The organism is Flavobacterium pedocola, from assembly GCF_053764385.1.
The window spans coordinates 388,542-406,149 of record NZ_JBSNCR010000004.1; the positions used below are offsets into that span (position 1 = coordinate 388,542).

General features: G+C 40.4%; 15 protein-coding genes and 3 tRNA genes. 5 read left to right on the top strand and 13 right to left on the bottom strand.

Annotated elements, in window-relative coordinates; translation table 11 throughout:
* The first annotated feature begins 36 nt into the window (after window positions 1–36).
* From ACWPKD_RS11715 to typA, 5 genes are all read left to right on the top strand, one after another.
* Window positions 37–108: transfer RNA gene (locus tag ACWPKD_RS11715), tRNA-Glu, on the top strand.
* An 18-nt stretch (window positions 109–126) separates the two neighbouring features.
* Window positions 127–198: transfer RNA gene (locus tag ACWPKD_RS11720), tRNA-Glu, on the top strand.
* 32 nt (window positions 199–230) lie between these two features.
* Window positions 231–302 (top strand) — tRNA-Glu (locus ACWPKD_RS11725).
* Between the two features lie 158 nt (window positions 303–460).
* Entirely contained in the window at window positions 461–712 is a 252-nt protein-coding gene (rpsT, locus tag ACWPKD_RS11730; RefSeq protein WP_367230775.1) for a 30S ribosomal protein S20, read from the top strand.
* Between the two features lie 145 nt (window positions 713–857).
* Window positions 858–2,657 carry a translational GTPase TypA gene (gene typA, locus ACWPKD_RS11735; protein ID WP_455412862.1) on the top strand — a complete coding sequence of 600 codons (1,800 nt, stop codon included), beginning with the start codon at window positions 858–860 and terminating at the stop codon, window positions 2,655–2,657.
* A 63-nt stretch (window positions 2,658–2,720) separates the two neighbouring features.
* Here typA and ACWPKD_RS11740 read toward each other — a convergent pair whose 3' ends face one another.
* From ACWPKD_RS11740 to ACWPKD_RS11800, 13 genes are all read right to left on the bottom strand, one after another.
* A complete protein-coding gene (locus ACWPKD_RS11740; RefSeq protein ID WP_455412863.1) occupies window positions 2,721–5,126 on the bottom strand; it encodes a T9SS type B sorting domain-containing protein in 2,406 nt (801 codons plus the stop codon).
* A gap of 34 nt (window positions 5,127–5,160) precedes the next feature.
* Window positions 5,161–7,443, bottom strand: coding sequence for a choice-of-anchor L domain-containing protein (locus ACWPKD_RS11745; protein ID WP_455412864.1), 2,283 nt, complete (start codon window positions 7,441–7,443; stop codon window positions 5,161–5,163).
* Window positions 7,444–7,498: 55 nt separating this feature from the next.
* Window positions 7,499–8,338 carry an ABC transporter permease gene (locus ACWPKD_RS11750; RefSeq protein ID WP_455412865.1) on the bottom strand — a complete coding sequence of 280 codons (840 nt, stop codon included), beginning with the start codon at window positions 8,336–8,338 and terminating at the stop codon, window positions 7,499–7,501.
* Between the two features lie 110 nt (window positions 8,339–8,448).
* The gene (locus tag ACWPKD_RS11755; RefSeq protein WP_455412866.1) at window positions 8,449–9,348 is read right to left on the bottom strand and encodes an ABC transporter ATP-binding protein; all 900 of its coding nucleotides are present in this window, start codon (window positions 9,346–9,348) and stop codon (window positions 8,449–8,451) included.
* 53 nt (window positions 9,349–9,401) lie between these two features.
* On the bottom strand, window positions 9,402–11,234 hold the full coding sequence (locus ACWPKD_RS11760; protein ID WP_455412867.1) for a hypothetical protein: 1,833 nt from the start codon (window positions 11,232–11,234) through the stop codon (window positions 9,402–9,404).
* 101 nt (window positions 11,235–11,335) lie between these two features.
* A complete protein-coding gene (locus ACWPKD_RS11765; protein WP_455412868.1) occupies window positions 11,336–11,608 on the bottom strand; it encodes a DUF4242 domain-containing protein in 273 nt (90 codons plus the stop codon).
* A 247-nt stretch (window positions 11,609–11,855) separates the two neighbouring features.
* Entirely contained in the window at window positions 11,856–13,121 is a 1,266-nt protein-coding gene (locus tag ACWPKD_RS11770) for a DUF3887 domain-containing protein (protein WP_455412869.1), read from the bottom strand.
* 112 nt (window positions 13,122–13,233) lie between these two features.
* Window positions 13,234–14,292 (bottom strand): nucleoid-associated protein, encoded by a 1,059-nt coding sequence (locus ACWPKD_RS11775; RefSeq protein ID WP_455412870.1) that lies wholly within the window; start codon window positions 14,290–14,292, stop codon window positions 13,234–13,236.
* A 113-nt stretch (window positions 14,293–14,405) separates the two neighbouring features.
* Window positions 14,406–14,954 (bottom strand): IS1096 element passenger TnpR family protein, encoded by a 549-nt coding sequence (locus ACWPKD_RS11780; protein WP_455412871.1) that lies wholly within the window; start codon window positions 14,952–14,954, stop codon window positions 14,406–14,408.
* Between the two features lie 86 nt (window positions 14,955–15,040).
* On the bottom strand, window positions 15,041–15,430 hold the full coding sequence (gene gloA2 / locus ACWPKD_RS11785) for an SMU1112c/YaeR family gloxylase I-like metalloprotein (RefSeq protein WP_455412872.1): 390 nt from the start codon (window positions 15,428–15,430) through the stop codon (window positions 15,041–15,043).
* On the bottom strand, window positions 15,430–15,690 hold the full coding sequence (locus ACWPKD_RS11790) for a hypothetical protein (RefSeq protein WP_455412873.1): 261 nt from the start codon (window positions 15,688–15,690) through the stop codon (window positions 15,430–15,432). The genes gloA2 and ACWPKD_RS11790 overlap by 1 nt, the downstream gene beginning before the upstream one ends.
* 2 nt (window positions 15,691–15,692) lie before the next feature.
* Window positions 15,693–16,292: an HPP family protein gene (locus tag ACWPKD_RS11795; protein WP_455412874.1), complete on the bottom strand. Its 600-nt coding sequence runs from the start codon at window positions 16,290–16,292 to the stop codon at window positions 15,693–15,695.
* A 2-nt stretch (window positions 16,293–16,294) separates the two neighbouring features.
* Entirely contained in the window at window positions 16,295–17,575 is a 1,281-nt protein-coding gene (locus ACWPKD_RS11800) for a chloride channel protein (RefSeq protein ID WP_455412875.1), read from the bottom strand.
* Between the last annotated feature and the right edge of the window lie 33 nt (window positions 17,576–17,608).

The window sequence follows — 17,608 nt, forward strand, 5'->3', positions numbered from 1 at the left end:
AATAGTTGTATTTTTGCAACCGCAATTAGAAAAAGAGGCCCGTTCGTCTATCGGTTAGGACGCCAGGTTTTCATCCTGGTAAGAGGGGTTCGATTCCCCTACGGGCTACAACTTTTTTTCTAATATGGCCCGTTCGTCTATCGGTTAGGACGCCAGGTTTTCATCCTGGTAAGAGGGGTTCGATTCCCCTACGGGCTACACAGTTTACTGAAAACTCTAAAAACAGTCTTGGCCCGTTCGTCTATCGGTTAGGACGCCAGGTTTTCATCCTGGTAAGAGGGGTTCGATTCCCCTACGGGCTACAAAATTAGTTGTAAATAAGTTTTATGAAATAACGGTTGGTGTCTCGGCCCTTGTTTTATTAGTTAAAACCAAAGTGATTGTTTTAATATAATTGTGGGAGGTTTTTCTTTTTTAACTAGTAGTTTAAAATAATTATTACAATTAAAAATTTCAGAAAATGGCAAATCATAAGTCAGCTTTAAAAAGAATCAGAAGCAACGAAAAGAAAAGAGTATTAAACAGATACCAGCACAAAACTACACGTAATGCTATCAAAGCAATCCGTTTAGCGACTGACAAATCTGAGGCAGCTGCAAAATTATCTTCAGTTATCTCTATGATTGACAAATTAGCGAAGAAAAACATCATCCACGCTAATAAAGCTTCAAACTTAAAATCTAAATTAACAAGACACGTAGCTGCTTTATAGTAGGACGTTTCTCGTGAAAATACTAAAGCTCTCATTTTGAGGGCTTTTTTTGTATCATTAAAAGATTAAATTTTTGCTAACTACTTCATAATTAGGATTTTTAATCCAAAAAAATGTTGTACTTTTGCACCTTCAAAATTAGTATATGACTTCAATTAGAAACATCGCGATTATTGCCCACGTTGACCACGGTAAAACGACTTTGGTTGACAAAATCATGTATCATTGCCAATTGTTCCGTGATAACGAGAACACCGGTGATTTAATATTAGACAACAACGACCTTGAGAGAGAGCGTGGAATTACTATCGTTTCCAAAAACGTTTCCGTAACGTACAAAGGAACTAAAATTAATATTATCGATACTCCGGGTCACGCCGATTTCGGTGGTGAAGTAGAGCGTGTACTAAACATGGCAGACGGTGTTTTGTTGTTGGTGGATGCTTTCGAAGGACCAATGCCGCAAACCCGTTTCGTATTGCAGAAAGCAATCGATTTAGGATTAAAACCATGTGTGGTAGTAAATAAGGTTGACAAAGAAAACTGTACGCCGGAAGAAGTACACGAGAAAGTTTTCGACTTAATGTTTGAATTAGGTGCAGAGGAGTGGCAGTTGGATTTCCCAACGGTTTACGGTTCGGCTAAAAATAACTGGATGTCTACGGATTTCAGAAATCAAACGGAAAACATCGAGCCGCTTTTAGATATGGTATTGGAGCACATCCCTGCACCAAAAGTATCCGAAGGAACACCTCAGATGTTGATTACTTCTTTGGATTTCTCATCTTTTACAGGTCGTATTGCTATCGGTCGTTTGCAAAGAGGAGAGTTAAAAGAAAACCAGAACATTTCCCTTGTAAAACGCGATGGGAAAATCATCAAATCTAAAATTAAGGAATTACACACTTTTGATGGTTTAGGCCGTAAAAAAGTAGAAAGTGTAATGGCTGGAGATATTTGTGCGATTGTTGGTTTAGAAGGTTTTGAAATCGGTGATACTGTTGCAGATTTCGAAAATCCGGAAGCATTAGCGTCTATCGCTATTGATGAGCCAACAATGAGTATGTTGTTCACTATTAATGATTCGCCTTTCTTTGGTAAAGAAGGTAAATTCGTTACTTCCCGTCACGTAAAAGACCGTTTGACTAAAGAGTTGGAGAAAAACTTAGCACTTCGTGTTAACGAAACAGATTCTGCTGATAAATTCATGGTTTTCGGACGTGGAGTATTGCACTTATCGGTTTTAATTGAGACCATGCGTCGTGAAGGATACGAGTTGCAAATCGGTCAGCCACAGGTTATCATCAAAGAAATTGATGGAGTGAAATGTGAGCCGATCGAAGAATTAACAATTGATTTACCTGAAAACGTTTCCGGTAGAGCAGTAGAATTCGTAACCGTTCGTAAAGGGGAAATGTTAAGCATGGAGCCAAGAGGTGAGCGTATGATCATCAAATTCAACATTCCTTCAAGAGGTATTATCGGTTTGAGAAATCAGTTGTTAACTGCTACCGCTGGTGAGGCAATCATGGCACACCGTTTCTTGGAATACCAACCGTACAAAGGGGAAATCTCTGGACGTATCAACGGTTCGTTAATTTCTATGGAAAACGGAAAAGCAATTCCTTATTCCATCAACAAATTACAGGACAGAGGTAAATTCTTCGTAGATCCGAATGAAGATGTGTACGAAGGACAGGTAGTGGGTGAAAACTCTCGTGGGGATGATATGGTAATCAATATCACGAAAACGAAACAGTTAACTAACTTCCGTTCTGCAGGAGCTGATGATAAGACAAGAATTATCCCGGCAATCAAATTCTCTTTGGAAGAAGCTTTAGAGTACATCCAGAAAGATGAGTACGTAGAAGTTACACCGAAATCGTTACGTTTACGTAAAATCTACCTAAACGAGAACGACAGAAAACGTTTCAAAATTGATTAATTTCAAGATGTTATAAATAAAAAACCACTCAATTGAGTGGTTTTTTTATTGCTTTTTATTTGGTTATCTTTTTATGGATACGTGGCCTTTAACTGTTCGGCCGTCTTCCAAATGCATTACATACCAGTAATCGGAAGAAGGAACCGGTTGCCCGTTAAACGTTCCGTTCCAGCCTTCACCGCTAGGGGACATTTGTTTTAAAAGTTTTCCAAAACGGTCAAAGATGTAAATGATACTGTTGCTGAAATGCCCTCGTTCCATTCCTTTTATTTTCCAGGTGTCATTAAAACCGTCACCATTTGGTGTAAAGAAATTCGGGATGCTCAACAGTGAAATCTCGTGTTTTTGAATTCCGCAGCCATCCTTATCGGAAATGTAAATATTGTGAATACCCGGTGTTACGTTGTCAAAATAATTGCTGTCCTGAAAAGGGCCGTTTGGTAAATCCAGACTGTAAGTATAATCGTTTTCATCACCCTGAACAAATACGGTAACTGTGTTGTTATCGCTTAAATCTACGATTTCAACATTTTCCACAACCGCCAAATCCGATTCTTTTACGATAACGGTTCTCACTTTAAAACAGCCAAGACTGTTGGTGACCTTTACGGTATAGGTTCCTGCTGCAAGTACATTGATCGTTTGAGTAGTTTCACCATTTGGCGTCCAGCTGTAGGTAAAACTGTTAGGGTTTTGTGTGCCAATTCCAGCGTTTAAGGTAACCGGAACAGTAGGTTTGTTTAAACAGTAAACATCGTTATCATTGATGGTAATTGAAGGTAGTTTGTCTACGATCAATCGGATGATGTTGATACCGATACAATCGTTTCCGTTCTCAATTCTGGCATATACCACTTGAGGAGTTATGGGTGTATTTCCTTGTGTATTGGTGTAGTTTACAGGTAATGCATTTGTTTCAAGCAAGGCATCATTACTCGTAGCGAAATAAGTGACTGTGTTTCCGCCGGTTTCAAAACCTGCATCGGCTAAATCAAATTCCGTGAACCCGTCTTCAGCTCCGTCGTCGTCACAATGGTGTAAAGTAGCTGTGACAGTAGGATTAACATTTACGTTCAAGGTCAAAGTGGTTATGCTGTAACAACCAGTTGTAGTGTCAGTAACCTTAACCGCTATATTTTGCGGGTTTTGGGTATTGATGAAAGTACTGTTTAAAGCACCTGTATTAGCCTGTGCATCGGTAGCAGTCAGGAAGAATGAAGTGGTATAATTGCTATTGCCGCCTGTTAGTGCCGAATTGGCCTGCGTTAATTCAAAAGTGGTGAAACCATCAGGGCTTAACTGAAAATCACACTGGGTCAATTGAGAAGCAACCGCGTTTGGAATCCTTTCAATAATCAGGTCGAAAGGTTTGTATACAAAACAACCGTTAGCGGAAGTGATTTTTGCCCAAACTGTTTCATTGGTAAAAGCGGCTTGATTGGTATACGGGTTGGGTAAAACCGTCGGACTTCCGTTTGAGGGATGATAAGTGATGGTCAAACTTGGGTCGTTATTGGTCAGAACAGCATTGTTGTCATTTAAATTGAAAGCTGTAAAACCGTTATTGTCTAAATCGCATTCGTGCAGATTAGCCGGATCGTTGGTAGTAAAAGGTGTTACGTTTAAATTGATCTCCTTGGTTGAAAAACATCCGGTTATACTATTGGTTAATCGTAGGATAAGCTGTTGCGGGTTTGAGGTGTTTCTGAAGTTTGTAAGATTGGAAACGCCATTGGTGTTAGTCAGGGCATCGTTTAGGTTCAAGTGGAAGGTAGCTACCACATTGGATTGGGCTCCGATGGCCAGAGCACTGCTAGGGGTTAAATCGAAATTAGTAACATCGTCGTCTGTGCCGTCTGTGTCACATTTACTGATATCTAGAGTGTTTCCGCTGGTAGTATTGTTTACTGTCGGTGGGGTACTGAAAGTCGCCGTCCCTGTCCAATCTAACGAAAAGTTACTGGTTCCGACAGGTCGGTCAATAACAATAAAATAAACATCGCCGGCCGTTGCGTTGATGGAACTTACAAAGCTGTTCCCCGCAGGGCCCGGTCCTTCACTTACATCGGTTTCCGTATCCGAAAGCCCCGTCAGGTTGTTTGTCTGATTAGACGCTGCCGGATTGGTGGTAGAACATCTTATGGCCATTCCAATGTTGCCACAGGTCGCATTAGGACCAAAAACAAAAAAGTCAAAATCTACGTCTATATCAGGGTTTTCAGGGGTTAGTGTAAAGGCCAGGGTTCCACTGTTTTCAATAACCACTTTTAGCCAGATACTGTTGTTTTCTTCACTGGAACACGAATTGGAACCGCTCAACTCCTGAATTCCCGCATTGGTGGCAGAAAGTCCGCTGAAATTGCTGTTACCGCAGGCGACAATCGCATCCGTACAATCATTTTGTGAAAAAGAAAGCTGAAAACAAATGAAAAAAAATAAAAATAAGCCTTTTGACCTGAAACTCCACATAATATAACTTTTGCGGCAAAAGTAACGGAAACTCTTACCTTTTCAAAGCAAAATGGCCTTTTATTATTCTGCCGTTTTCAAGTTCAAGTGTAAACCAATAATCGTTAGACGGTAATGGGTTGTGGTTGAAGGATCCATTCCAGCCGATACCTGTGGAACTCAGTTGTTTAAGCAGTTTTCCGTAACGATCGAAAATGTAGATTTTAGCACCCGGGTGTTTCAAGGAAAGATTCTCTATCTGCCAAAAATCATTAAACCCGTCACCGTTAGGCGTAAAAAAGTTAGGGTAATCCAATACATAAACCAGTTCTGATATTGTGATGCCACAATTGTTTTTGTCGTGAACATACACCGTATATTCCCCAGGAGGCAGTCCTGAAAAAAGGTTGCTGTCCTGAAAATTCAGATTGTCCAGTGAATATTCATAATCCCCAATTCCTGTTACATGGATTAAAATAGCGTTGTTGTGACCATTAAAGCTCTCTACTTCGATATTGGTAATGGTAGCAGCTGCAGAGGCCGTTACCGTAAATGTTTTTGAGGCCCTACATCCTTTGTTGTTGGTTACTGTCACGGTATAAGTCCCTGGTGATGAAACAGTAATTGAAGCAGTGGTTTGTACAGGAGTAGTGTTCCAACTGTAAGAAGAAAAACCGTTTTGAACACCAAGTGTCAGCGTATTGCCAAGACAAAGAGCTTTGGTTTCATCCTCAAAATCATTCGGTGAAAAAGTGTTAACTTTTAGACTCACCGGAAGAATGCCGTAACATTCTGAACCATTGACAATTCTTGCGTAAAGAATTTGTGTATTGGCCTGTGTATTCGTAAATGGACTGCTTATTGGATTATTCAGCAAAACTGCATCCGAGGCGCTACTGAAATAGTGTAGCACACTGCCGACGGGTAAAGTATTGTTGTCCTCAATTGTCTGCGTGATTTCATTCAGGTCGAATTGTGTGATTCCATCCTGATCGTTATCGGCATCGCATTTTTCAACCGGAGGAATACTGTTCAATGTGTTATTGGCAATCTGCAGGGTAATTTCGGCATAGGCTACACAATTGTATTGGTTTTTAACCCTTACCGTAACAGTATTGTCCGTAAGCAGGTTTTGGAAATTTGCAGGGTTGTTTATCCTGTTTTGCAGGTTTTGCGCGTCGGTAAGTGTTTGATAATAGCCTTCAATCGTCATATTAGCATTGCCTCCGGTGATAATATTGGCTGCTGTGGTCAGGTTAAAAGTGGTTATTCCGTCATTATTGTCGTCACACTGGGTCAAAGAAGTATCATTAGCGGTAAGCGATGCATATTCCACGGTAATATACCCCCGAACGGTACAGGACGGAAGCACAGTCGAAAACGTATAAGTTCCGGGTTCGGTAATGGTGTAATCCGGAGAAGAGGTATTAATGTGTCCAGAAATAGGCGTTCCGTTTTTGCTCCAGGTAAAATTCAAGGCGCCCGGAAGCGGTGTAGGGGTTATAGATAGCGATTCTCCTTCACATAGCGGGTTGTTTGTGATAAAAAGCCGGTCGGTTCCAATATTGATTTCGTTTTCGAAACTCTCTCCACCAATAAAAATAGCCGAATCGTACAAGTTGTTACCCTGATCGGCAACGACCATTTTAATATGATAGGAAGCACCGGGAACGATATTGGCCTCGGCTTTTAATACAATGGTTTGCCCGTTAAAGTTGGTCGGGTGGTTTGTCCCGTTGAACCCACCGAAATAACCTGGGTTTGCCGCAGGACAGTTAGGCGTTTGCGCTCTTACAGTCGTTACTTTTACCGGGATAGAGGTGCCTGGAATAACGGCTAGGTTCTGATAAACTGTACTGCTGTTCTGACGCAATAAAAAAGCAAAACCATCCGAATAATTACATTGGTTCGCTCCCGGATTCGACAGGTATTGTTCCGAAGAAAAAATATAATCGAAACTCATGTAATCGGTAACTGCTGTAAAGTCGAATTCAACTACAGTAGCGTTTATGGTGCTGGTTTCACTGATGGCGGTCTCCAAATCACTGTCACCAGCCCAACCGGTTGGTCCTTCGCTTAAAAGAGAAGCGTTAGGCCCTTCTGCCGAACTTGCTTTTCCCGTGGAAATAAGCAATCCTTTGGCAAGCGGAAAACCGGAACCATTGCTGTCAAATGCCGCAAAGCTTTTTTCGCCTGCACCAAAATCATAACCGTTTATGCGGATATTTGTAGGCTGAATGCAACTTCCCGCCGGAAATAAGGACTGAACCAGTTCCGTTGGGTTTTTTGAATTGTCTATGGTAATGTATTGTGCAGATGCTGAATAGGTTATCAACATCAAAAATAAAGAGAGAATAAACTTTTTGTATTCGTGCATAGCATCTGCAAAGATACTATAAATCTCTTTTTTGCAGAATTTTATATGACATTAACACAAAAATAACAGTCCATGCCAAGACGATCAGAATTTCGTAATAGTGCACGCTGTAGTCTTTTTCAAAGGCTTTACCACCGATCATTTCCCCGGCACTTTTAATAACGGACAGTCTTGAAATAGGTTCTTTAATCAGGTTGCTCATCGATTCCAACGGGAAGAACTGGCTTACCTTTTCAGCGATATTGGTGTCTTTGAAGAATTTCCATTTCATCAGGCCGATGGCAATTCCTTCGGCAATGTTCCAAACAAATAAAAAGCCCAATGCAAAAGCCGAACGTTTCACTAAAATCCCTAAAAACAGACAGAATGAGAAGAACCCGATCAATTTGATACAGTACGCAACAAGATACTCCAGATCAGAAAAAACGATGCCGATTTCGTTATAAGAAGAAAAGGTGTAGCCTAAAATCAGCGACATCAGGAAGACGAAAACTGTTGATCCTAAGGCGAAAAGCACTATCGTGGAAAATTTCGACTGAATGAACTCTTTTTTGCTCATCCCGTCAATCAAATTCTGTTTCAAGGTACCATAACTGTACTCGTTGGCCATCATCGACACGATAACAATGGCTAAAAATAGTTTCAGGATTGCGGCTACCCAAGTGTTAAAATGCCAGATATAAGGGAAGTTGAAAATTCCCTGTTCGGCAATGTGTAGCTGGAAAGCGCCAAATTCAAATTTGATGGAAGCTATTAAGGCGATAAAGGAAAGCAGCACAAAATAAGCAATGATTAAGACTTTGCTGGCTCTGTTTTTCCAAAGTTTCTGTAATTCTATATCTAAAAGACGTTTCATTTTTGTTGGTTATTTGTTGATTGGTTATTGGGTTATTTGGGATTTGATAGTTTCAATCATCATGTTTCTCTTTTTCTTCTCGCTTTTCCCTTTTCCCTTTCTTGTGCTTCTTATGACTGATGACTGGTAAGTTGTAAAAACTGCTCTTCAAGGCTGTGTTTACGCTTCACCAGATGGTTTAAACTGATGTTGTTCTGAAACAGATAACGGTTCAGCTCGGCAGCTTCCCACGGTGCTCTCAGGTAGACATACAATTTCCCGTCTTCTTCTTCAATCTTCTCAACGGAAGCATGGTTTTGAAGTAGGGATTTCAACAGTACGTTGTCGTTGGTCTGCAGTTCGAAAAAACCTTCGTTGGCCACAATACCGTCAACAGAACCGGAGTACAGGATTTCTCCTTTTCGGAGTACCACAACGTGCGAACACACTTTTTCCACTTCATCCAAAAGGTGAGATGCCAGTAAAATGGTGGTGCCCAATGAGGCAATATGTTTGATGATGTCACGGATCTGGCGGATTCCCTGAGGATCCAATCCGTTGGTAGGTTCGTCAAGAATAAGGATTTCGGGGTCGTTTAACAAAGCCGAAGCAATCGCCAAACGCTGTTTCATTCCGAGTGAAAACGTTCGGAACTTACTGTCTTTACGGTCCAAAAGCCCAACTACTTCAAGTTTTTCATCTACTTTTTCGTACTGAATCCCTTTGATTTTACAAACCAGTTTCAGGTTTTCTTCAGCGGTCATGTAGGGATAGAAATTCGGACGCTCAATAATGGCGCCTACTTTTTTCAGGGCTTCATGAGTGTTTGATTTTCCGTCAAACCATTTGTAGTCTCCGGAAGTTTTGTTCACTACATTTAAAATGATCCCCAATGTTGTGGATTTTCCACTTCCATTAGGGCCTAAAATCCCGTAAACATTCCCTTTTTTTATTTCGAAAGAAACATTCTTTACGGCATGAACTTTTCCGTAATGTTTGTTAAGATTGTCGATGGTTAGGATAGTTTCCAATATGTTTGTTTTTTGATTGTTATTGTTAGACGAATCACTGTGCGTTTTGTTACTTACTGAAAAGGAACTATGTAGGGTTTTCCAATCTGGAAATCGGGCAGTTCGATGTCGCTGTTTTTTAAGGTGTTGGTTTTTAAGATGTTGTCCCCGGCATCCGGTATGTTCGGGTAATACGAAAAAGAAATCTGAAAACTGTTGAACACCAGATAATCATTACTGATCAAGACACCAAGACCGAATTTTGAGTACAAACGACCGCTCAACAGGGTTTGGCTTTTATCTGAAACCATTCCGAAAGTGGCATTGAAGAACGGGCTCATACGGAAACCATACAAACTTCCCGGTACATAGGTTTGCGTCTGGAAAGTCGTCAGGAGTTTTTTTGTTCCGTATAAATTGGAACTGAAACCCTGGATTCCGTTGCGGTCATTGATGTTTACCAAATCATTTTTTAAAGGGAAGCGATTGTTTCCGATGATAAGTTGCGGGCTGATGAACTGGCGGATTTTCCAGTTGCCCAGTTCGATTAGGTCTGAAAAATAAAGAGCATCCAGGCGAACGGCGGTCTGTTCGGGATTTCCGTGATTAAAAAAGCTGCCGAATTCAATTCCGCCACTGAAATACCCCAATCGGTAAAAACCTCCAAAAGCGAATCGCCCGCCAAAATAGCCTCGTTTGTTGTAATTTTTATCCTGAAAACCTGTTGTGACCGAATATGTCTTTCCAATCTGTACATATTCCGGAATCCCGTTGTTGAAAAGATATCTGTCTTGGATAAACTTTCTGGAAGTGATACCGATACTGGTCAGATACAGTTTAGAATCCGTGAAATACCGATACGGATCAAATTCAGGCAGCGGTTTTTCGATAAACTTTTGATTTGAAAAACGAAGCGTTGTAACCAAATTGGAAATTCGGTCGTCTTCCGTTTTTCCTTTAAAAATACGGAAGGAGTGACCGGCCCAGAGGTCCAGGGTTTCAAATTTGAAATTAAAGACTTTGCTCTCATTGGCCAGATTGCTCAGGGAATCTGTGTAAAAACGCTGTTGAAAGCCGGCACCCGCAGCCCATCGTGTATAAGGCGAGAAAAAAGAACGGTCCATGGAAACACTTTTTACGTAATTGTTGTCGAAACTTACGTCATACAACAGGGTAGTGGTAATGAAAGTGTTCTTAAAATTGGGAATGGTGTAGCGCATACCGTAGGCGCTTTCGTCGTCTGAAAAACGTTTTCTGAAATTGTTTTCAAACTCATGCCCCATACCCATGAAATTTCGCTCTGTTAGCTCAAGGTTTCCGTTGGAAGTCGAAACATAACCGGTTGGGATCAAACTCCAGGAATCCAGGGCAACAATAGAAATATCAACAGAGTCTTGGCTGGTATTGATGGCAACGGGTTTGATACTAACATTTCGGATATACCGCTGCCGTTGTATAAGTCGCTCGGATTCTTTAACCAGCAGGGAATCCAAACGGTCGTTCTTTTTAAAAAGTAAGTTGTTGCGGATGGTCCATTTTCGGGTTCTGCGATGAATGACATTACCGGTCTTCTCAATCCATTTTTTTGGTTTTTTATTCGGATTATCGACAGAATATCCAAAGGGATCTAGGGTTTCAATGGTAATATTACGGATGATTTTACCTTCGTATTTCGCAAAAAGGTTTTTGTTGGGTTTTGTTTGTTTTTTTCGTCTGGAATCTGAAGTTTTAGAGGTGGGTTTGAAAATTAACCGATGGACGAATTTTGTAAATTTCCTTTTCTTGGAATACTGTTCAATCTTATTGTACACTTTGGTGGTGTCCTGCGATACGTTTTTTACCTGTGCAGCAAGAGGCTGAAGGGAAAAAAACAGCAAAAAAAACAACAATAGTATTCGATTGGACATTTAAAGCAAATAAAGAATAACTGCGTAATTTACCTTTTATTGTTGTGAAAGGCAAATAAAAAAGGCCGTAAAGACCTTATCTTTTTAAATTATGAAAAAAATTACTCGGATGTAGTAGGATCAATAACCGTACTTACTTTACTGACAGCGTTTGCCGGGAAGCCTCCCTGTCTTGCATGCTCGCGAACCATTTCTTCGTTTGGTGCAATGTATACGCAATAAATTTTGTCATTGGCGACATAACTGTGCAGCCATTGGATTTCCGATCCCATTTTTCTTAAAACATCACAGGAAGTTTTTGAAATGTCTTTTAACTGTTCGGAATTCAGGTTTCCGGCTCCTGGAATTTCCCTTTCGATTACATATTTAGGCATAATTTTAAAAGTTAAGATACTCCTACTCGTATGGCTTTTCGGTTCTGCCCCGTTTTTTAAAGTGATTTACGGCTTCACCTCCAAATGATATTGAGCCATTAAAATGATTTTCAGTAGAGCAGATTGCTTAAGGGTATACCAAATATAAGAAAAAATCCCCAAACATTGCTGCTTGAGGATTCTGTATTTTATTGAATATCAATATTATAATATGTGTTTAGGGTTCTTTTTTCTTAAAAAGTTGAACCTATAATTTTGCCACAATAAAACTGAAAATATCATCGATTACTTTTGGGTCGACTTTTGATTTTACTAAATACTCATCCGGATTCGGTTTTCCTGTTCCGCTTATGAATAAATGATTTAGAGCAAGATAGCTGATGAATTTCGCTCTTTTGTTCTTTTGAAGTGTTTTTTTCCACAGGTTAAAATCTGTCATGGTAACCTGATAATCCCTTTCTCCCTGTAAAACTAAAATAGGGATTTTTGTTTTTTGAACTTCGGTTAAAGGTTGATAGTCCAATAAAGATTTCCAATACGCGGCGGAAAGATCCAGGGGCAATTTGTCTTTAGGGGCTTGCAGGTTAAACTCTTTTGAATTTAAGAAAGCCACTTTTTCTTTTATTTTAGTTATTTCAGCATTCCCTTCTTCGGATGGCTTCAAACCGACTAAGTACTCGTATTGTTCAACAATAAGTTTGTCTAAAGGTCTTGCGTTCCCCGCCATAAGCACTATTTTGGAAACCTGTGTCGTTTTGTTGGCAATTCGGGGTAATAAATTAGCACTCAGGCTATGTCCGATCAATGTGATTTCATAGTCTTTGTAAGCAGGATCTGCTTTAAAATGCGCAATGATGTTCAGCGGATCTGAAACGACTTCATCATCGATGGTGCTCTGTTCCGTAAAAGATTCCGGGTTGGAAAATGTTCTTTTGTCGAAGCGGTAGGAAGCAATGCCTTTTTGGTATAAACTTTCCGCTGTATCTTTAAACGGTTTGTTTTCCCAAATGGTTTCGTCCCTGTCCTGTGGCCCGGATCCGTGTAAAAGAATCACTAATTTTTTAAGATTATTTTCAGCAGGAATCAGTAAGGTACCTTTTAGTTCGACACCGTTACTTTTTATGTTGTATGCTTTGCCGATCGAGTTTTCTTTACCGAATTCTTTGTGAGGCGTGAAAAAGAAACCCGCAATTTTACCGGTGGTTTTTTCGGGAACAATCTTGATGTCCAGTTTCATTTTTTCAAATTCGGAATAGTAATAATAGACGCCATCTAATTCATTGATCTCCAAGACGGTTTTGAATTTACCCAATTGCATTTCAATTTGCTTTGAGGTTTGCACCAGAACCGGCAGCGGAAGTTGTGCTTTTACGGCTTCATCAAAATAGGAGTAGGCTTCTTCGTATTTTTTATCCACCAGCAAAGTCTGAATGAAATCGCTTCCTAATTTTTGGTTTTGTGAAAACGTCAGTAAGGAAAATAAAAGTAAAAAGAGCGTAAAAAAATGTTTCATAATTAAGTTTATTGGTAGTAACAAAAATAACGATTATACGATGAGCGATAAGTGGGTTCCATAAAAAAATCCCCGACAGTTTCTGCCATCGGGGATTTTGTATTGAGTTGTATTAACTTTTTTGTTCTTTGTTGAAATACACTAAGTAGTAATACATCTGTTTTTCTTCGTCCCAGCCTTTTTCCACGAATTTTTCGGCGCTTTCCGGGTTGATGAAATCCAGTTTGATCTGAATGTTGGTATCCAGTTCGATTACGTTTTTCATCTTTTTACGCGCATCGGAAACGGCAGCGTTGGCGATAGGGAAGGTTGTTAAATCTTCAATGCTGTATTTTTCGCCTTTGTCTACTTTGAAGTTTTTGAACTCCGAAATCAGGTCCGGATTGTCAATCACTTCATTTAGGAACAAGGATTCCTCGAAGTTGTCGTTTTTCGCGAAGTGGTTTACGGCACGGTTCATGAACATTACTTCTTCTTTTTTGTCTTCCGCAGGTAAAACAACTTCTTTTGCGAAGTCCTGGCAGAATTTCAGGTATTTTTTAGTGATGAAGTTTTCATCCTGGAACGCATCTACTGAAAGGAAATGCTCTAACCAATAACGGGCATCGTAACGGTTGCTGTCTACGGTTAAAATCTTGTAGCCTTCTTCTTTTTTGTAGTTGAAGATCAGACAGCCTTTGTCAAGTTTATTTAGGTTGATCCCTTGTTGCAGAATCATCTCCAGATTGGATTCTTTCTCTTCGAACTGAAGGAAATCCGCTTTTAATTCACTTTTGAAAACACCGATGGCATCCACCACATTGTTGTCGATGGAAACATTGGTCAGGTAAGCCACATAAACCTCTCCGTTTTTAATATGCGGATGGTTCGACTGCTCGAACAAGTGCTTGGTAATCTTTTTGGAAACTTCATGTACGCTGCCCGGATTCGCGAAAATCTCATTGGCAAAATTGTACATTTCGTTGTAATCCAGATCTACATCGTGTGCGAACTGGAAGTAATTTTCTTCCTTATCACGGAAAGGCTTGAAGAAAAACTCCTTCAAAAGCGGCATAATCTCATCGTTAAGATTGTAAGGCTGCTCCGAAAGGAAAATTGCTTCGTTACGGCTTTTGTTTCCAACGCGGTGGATGGATAAATTGTCGATGTGAGTGTTGAAAAGATTAATCATTTTGCTTGTATTTTAGATGAAAGAACCAAGAAAAAAGAAAAATCTCAAATCTTGGTCCCAGTTTATTATCAAGTATATCTTGTCTCTTGCTTCTTGTCTCTTGCTTCCTAAAACTAATTCCAGTTATTGTCCTCGTACCCAAAGTCTTCGAAAGAATCGTCTCCGTCAAACATGTCGTAGTCCTCATCATCGATATCGTCTTCAAAATCACCATAGATGTCGTCTTTTGAAATCGTTGGCGATTTGAAATCATTGGTTGGCGCATCGCTTGGCAATTCCCCGTGTGCGAAAAGTAAATCCGGATAGATAACGCCTGGCTCTTCGGTTTCTACAGCGGCTAATTCCACAAAGAATGTCCACATGTTGAAGAAGTCGTAAACGTAAATAATTTTAGTGTCGTCTTCATTCAAAATTGACGATAACGGATAATCGGCCATGGTTTTCATTTCTCCGGGAACATCTCCGGCGTCAAACAAAGGAATTTCGTCTTCCTGTGTCCAGGCATCATCACACGTGTAAAATGAAGCCATTTCCATACCGTCGAACCCGAAAGCATTCACGATGGCGTTGTGTAAATCTTCTAATGAATCGTCTTCAAGGATGGCAATATCGCGGAAAATATCTTCTTCAGCATCTAATATCACTCTAAACTTATAAACCATGATTTGTGTAATTTTTGGAAAGGTCAAAGGTAAAATATAATTGCGAATTTAGAGGTCGGATTTGCGAATTGTTGATAAGATTTTAATCAGCTCGCATAGAATTCGATAGGCAAACCGTCAGGGTCGGCAATGAAGAAAAATGACTTGTCAGTATATTCATCGATTCGGATGGTTTCGGCCTCAATTCCGTTGGAAAGCAGGAAAGCCCTTGTCTTTTCAATGTCATTAACTTCAAAGGCAAGATGCCTGAGCCCTGCTGCTTCCGGTCTGGAAACTCTTTTGGGCGGATCGGGAAACGAAAAAAGCTCTACGGCATATAGTCCGTTTACCGCTAAATCAAGTTTGTAGGATTGACGCTCTGTGCGATACACTTCCTGCAGGATTTCCAAACCTAAAAGCTGCGTATAGAAATACTTCGATTTTTCATAATCGGAACAGATAATGGCGATATGATGGATTTTGTTGAGATGCAGCATTAGTCCAGATAAGTCATGGTTGGCAGATTTACGTTTGGATCCTGAGCCAGTGCTTCGGAATGCAACTTATGGATCAAGGCCTTGGTCGCTTGAATGTTGTCAATGCTGAAAAGAAAAAACACCTCGTTTATATCATCGGCATTTTGCCAAATATTTTCCAGATACATACCTTGGGACGCGTGATATTCGCTGTCTTTTTCCAAGATTTCTTTGATGGTTTCCAATGGAACGTTTTTCAGCGTGGCTAACATATGCGGCATAATTATTCGGGTTTGATTCGGTTAATCAGTCTTTTTTTGAATTTTGTGAACTTCTTATTGGTCGGATACTGACGGTTCGAAGTCATGTTGTTGAAAATCAAAGCTACGATTAAAAGAATTACGGCGCCACTCAAAACGGGAGAAAGTACATACCAATACCCTAATTTTAAAATGGCCGGAGAACCTGTAACGGCAATCAAAGCGGTTGCGCCACCAGGCGGATGCAAGGTCTTGGTAATCTGCATCATCACAATCGCGGAAGCCACGGCAACAGCAGAAGCCAGCCAAAGGATGTCCGGAAATAATTTTGCAGCGGTCACTCCAACAATAGCCGAAATTACATGGCCGCCAATAAGATTGCGGGGTTGCGCTAACGGGCTTTGAATCACACCGTAAACCAAAACACAGGAAGCCCCGAAGGAACCGATTAAAAAGACAAAATCCTGCTTTGGAAAAGCATCATACTGTAAATAAGCAATAGTTCCGATGCCCACAAATGCCCCGACAAAAGCCCAGAAATGTTCTTTAAAATCGACAAGGGTTTCCTTGTAAAGAATATAGCGTGTTTTGCGGTACCCTCGTTTTATCTTCTGCGTCGGCATATTTACTTAATAGGTTGTGGCTGATAACTGTAAACGGTATAGGGATAAATAAGTTTTGCAGTGGTTTTAGACACCAGGCTTACTGCCAGAATCGGGAAGAACAAGGTATAATCGTTGATCAGTCCGCAGATTAAGAATAAGGCCGTGAAGGGTGCATGAATACTGGCGCTTAGCATAGCTGCCATTCCGATGATCATAAAATTGACCGGAATCACACCGGCATCAAAAAAAGTATTCAGAATACTTGCTAAGAACAATCCTAAAAACGCACCGATAAACATACTTGGTGCAAATACACCGCCATCACCGCCAGAAGCCAGTGTTATTGATGTAATGATAGGTTTAAGTAATAAAATCCCAATAATAGTTATCGCAAATGAAGTCGTCAGCACCACGGAATCGGCACCGGATAATATGTTTTTTACTGCATGGTATCCTTCTCCGTACAATTGCGGAAGTAGCAATAAAGATGTACCGATAATAGCAGAACCAATCAGGATTCTGGCTGAAGTTTTCTCGATTTGGGTAAACCTTTTTTTAATGAAAATAACCGATTTGGTCAGGTAAACCGAATTAGCGCCTGCTAAAACTCCCAGCAACAGAAAATAAGGAAAAGCATAAAAATGCCAGGTCGATACCGTTACTTCAAACAGCGGTTTTTCGTCTAATATAAGGATGAAACCATAGGCGATTGCTACCGCTAAAATGGTGGTAAACGCAAAGGCTTTGGTTACTTTTTTGGAAACCACTTCGAAAGAAAAAAGAATCCCGGCAATCGGACTGCTGAACAGGGCGGTTATACCCGCAGCAATCCCGGCACAGATGAGTTCGGTTTTGTAACGTCGGAACATGTTCTCCTTCTGTTGGGCCACAGAACCGATAGCCGCCGAAGCCACCACCGTCGATACTTCAATTCCTGTGGAACCGCCAAAAACGACTGTAAGTAATCCGTTGAAAAAATGGGAAGGGACTTTATAGACAGGAAGTTTTTTGTTGGCAGAATTTGTAGTTTCGAAAATCTCTTTGATGCCTTTGTTTTCTTTCTTTTTGAAAAGATACCGACGAAGGAAGTAAATCACCGAAAGCCCGAAAACAGGGAAAACCAGGAAAAATATCCAGTTAAGGTTCGCTTTGTGAAACAGGATTTCTTCGTAATGTTCCGTCAGGCGTTTTAAGGAAACCGCCATGAAGGCACACAGAAAACCAATCAACAGAGAAACGATGCTTAGTTTTTGCAGGACAATCCATTTGTGGTTTTTACGAAGTTGTGCGGTTTTCGACATCTGGGGAATCAGTAGCTAAATTTTCAGTTACAA